3 protein-coding genes are annotated in these 2,726 nt (G+C 76.5%); 1 reads left to right on the forward strand and 2 read right to left on the reverse strand.

Features of this window, described 5'->3' with window-relative positions; all coding sequences use genetic code 11:
• Nucleotides 1-11: 11 nt before the first annotated feature.
• Both ABZ914_RS49740 and ABZ914_RS49745 read right to left on the reverse strand, forming a co-directional pair.
• Entirely contained in the window at nt 12-647 is a 636-nt protein-coding gene (locus ABZ914_RS49740; RefSeq protein ID WP_190866818.1) for a response regulator, read from the reverse strand.
• The gene (locus tag ABZ914_RS49745) at nt 644-1,810 is read right to left on the reverse strand and encodes a sensor histidine kinase (RefSeq protein ID WP_500201580.1); all 1,167 of its coding nucleotides are present in this window, start codon (nt 1,808-1,810) and stop codon (nt 644-646) included. The genes ABZ914_RS49740 and ABZ914_RS49745 overlap by 4 nt, the downstream gene beginning before the upstream one ends.
• Before the next feature lie 201 nt (nt 1,811-2,011).
• Between ABZ914_RS49745 and ABZ914_RS49750 the strand changes: the two genes are divergently transcribed.
• Nucleotides 2,012-2,608, forward strand: a complete 597-nt coding sequence (locus ABZ914_RS49750; RefSeq protein ID WP_190866816.1) for a GlcG/HbpS family heme-binding protein — start codon at nt 2,012-2,014, stop codon at nt 2,606-2,608.
• The last annotated feature ends 118 nt before the right edge of the window (nt 2,609-2,726 follow it).

Below are 2,726 nucleotides of genomic sequence, written 5' to 3' on the forward strand. Positions count from 1 at the left end.
GGCGGCCGGGGTCAGCCGGGCAGCCGGATGAGGCGCCGCTCGACGGCCGCGGTCACCGCGGCCGTCCGGGTGTCGACGCCGAGCTTGCCGAAGATGTGCACGAGGTGCGTCTTGACGGTGGCCTCGCTGATGAACAGGCTGCGCGCGATCCGCTGGTTGGACAGTCCCTTGGCCAGCAGTTCGAGGATCTCGATCTCGCGCGGGCTGAGCGCCGGGGCCGGTTCCCGGACCCGGTTCATCAGCCGGGTCGCGACCCGCGGCGACAGCGCCGTCTCGCCCCGCGCCGCCGTGCGGATGCCGCGGAACAGCTCGTCCGGCGGGCCGGCCTTGAGCAGGTACCCGTCCGCGCCGACGTCGATGGCGCGGGCGATGTCGGCGTCGGTGTCGTAGGTGGTCAGCACCAGCACGCGCGGCGGGTCCGGCAGCGCGAGGATCCGCCGGGTGGCCTCGACGCCGTCGATGCCCTCGCCGAGCTGCAGGTCCATGAGGACGAGGTCGGTGGGGACGAGCCCGGCCTGCCGGACGGCCTCCTCGCCGTCCGCGGCCTCCGCGACGACCTCGATGTCCGGCTCGCCGCCCAGCAGGGCGCGCAGCCCGGCCCGGACCACGGGGTGGTCGTCGACGATCGTCACGCGAACCGCGCTCATCCGGTCCTCCTCTCCCCCGGCGCCGCCGCGTCCCGCCGCGGGACGGCGGCCGCGACGACGGTCCCCGCGCCGGGCGCGCTCTCGACGGTCAGCTCGCCGCCGACCTCGGCGATCCTGTCGCGCATCGCGGGGATCCCGTAGCCGCGGCCCGGCGCGGACGCCGTGCGGGACGGGTCGAAGCCCGACCCGTCGTCGGCGACGTCCAGCGACACCGCGTCGTCCAGGTAGGTCAGCGTGACCACCACCGTGGACGCGCCCGCGTGGTCGCGGGCGTTGGCGACGGCGCCCTGCGCGACGCGGAGCATCGCCGTCTGCACGCCGACGTCCAGGGGATATTCTTCCCCCTCCGTCCGGAACCGCACCCTCGGGCCCGCCGCCCGCGACTCCGCGCCGACCAGGTCGGCGAGCGCGCGGGGCAGGGACCCGGCGCTCAGCCCGGGCGGTGCCAGCGCGCGGACGAAGTGGCGGGCCTCCTCCAGGTTCGCGGCGGCGGCCTCGGTCGCGTCCCGCAGGTGGCGGCGGGCGGCGTCCGGGGCGGTGTCCCACTGCCGGTCGGCCGCCTGGAGCAGGATCCCCATGCTGGTCAGCCCCTGCGCGAGGGTGTCGTGGATCTCCCGGGACAGCCGCTCGCGCTCCTCCAGGACCCCCGCGGCGCGCTGCGTGGCGGCCAGCTCGCCGCGGGTGCGGACCAGCTCGTCGATGAGCCGCTGGAGCTCCAGGAAGATGACCGCGGCCATCGCGGCGACCGCGACCGGCGCGAGCACCAGGCTCGGGTCCAGCCGGTCCGCCAGGTAGATCTCCGCGAAGATCACCGCGCCGGTGAGCACGACGACCGTGACGATCGCGGCGCGCGGCGTCAGCAGCCGCAGCGCGAGGAAGAACAGCGGGATCGCGCACCAGGCGAAGCTCGGCGCCGCGACGACGAGCACCAGCCAGAACAGCACGACGGCGGCGAGCCAGGCGAGGCGTCCCCGGCGTCCGAGCGCGTCCCATCCGGCGACGCCGGCCGCGTAGGCCACGGCCGTCACGCCGCACAGCACGAGCCAGACGGTGGTCGTGCCGCCCAGGCCGTGCCGGACGACCAGCCGGGACGCCGACGCCGCGAGCAGCAGGAAGAACCCCGCGTGCATCGCGAGGTGGATCCGGTGCTCGGTGCCCGTCACGTCTGCTGTCTCCCCCCGCGAACCGCCGCGCAAGCTTCCACGAGCAGCCTTCACGGCCCGGCTGCCCGCGGCATCGTCCGATCGGTTGATCCGGCCGTCCACCGATCCGATCCGCGCGATCGACCGTGCCCGCGATGGCCGGGCGCCCGTTCCCGGCGAGGCTCGAAGACGTATCGACGACCACCACGAAGGAGCACCACCATGCGGGAGCCGCAGACCACCGAGACCGCGCCGGAGTCCGGGAGGCGGCGCGTCCGCGTCCGGACCCTGGCGGGGGCCGCCGCCGGGCTCGCCATCGTCGCCGGCGCCGTCGGCGTGTCCGCCGCCGGGGCGTCCGCGGCCGCCGCCGCGCCGGTGAAGGCGCCGCCCGCGCCGCAGGCGGTGCAGGACGTCCGGACGCTGAACACCGACGCCGCCCTGCGGATCGCGACGGCCGTGCAGAAGGAGGCGGCCAAGCAGAAGCAGCGCGTCGCGGTCGCGATCGTCGACCGGTCCGGGGACGTGCGCCTGGTCGTGAAGGGCGACGGCGCGGGCCCGCAGACCGTGGACTCGGCGAAGCGCAAGGCGTTCACCGCCGTGTCGTTCGGGCAGCCGACCTCGAAGCTGACCGGGAACGCGACCGGCGACGGGCCCACCGTCCGCGACATCCCCGGCACGCTGTTCCTCGCCGGCGGCGTCCCGGTCGCCTCCGGCGGCTCCCCGATCGCGGGGATCGGCGTCGGCGGCGCGCCGCAGGGCGCCATCGACGAGAGCATCGCCCAGGCGGGGCTGAGCGCCGTGCAGGGCCAGCTCGGCTGAGCGGTCCGCCGGGGGCGGGGGGGCAGCGGCCCCCCCGCAGCCCATGGGCCGGCCGGGCAGGCGAAGCGCCGGGTACGGCCCCGGGGCGCTCGTCACCGGGTCCTGAGCGAGCGGGAAC

Origin of the sequence: Spirillospora sp. NPDC046719 (assembly GCF_040645715.1) — a bacterium.
GTDB lineage: Bacteria > Actinomycetota > Actinomycetes > Streptosporangiales > Streptosporangiaceae > Spirillospora.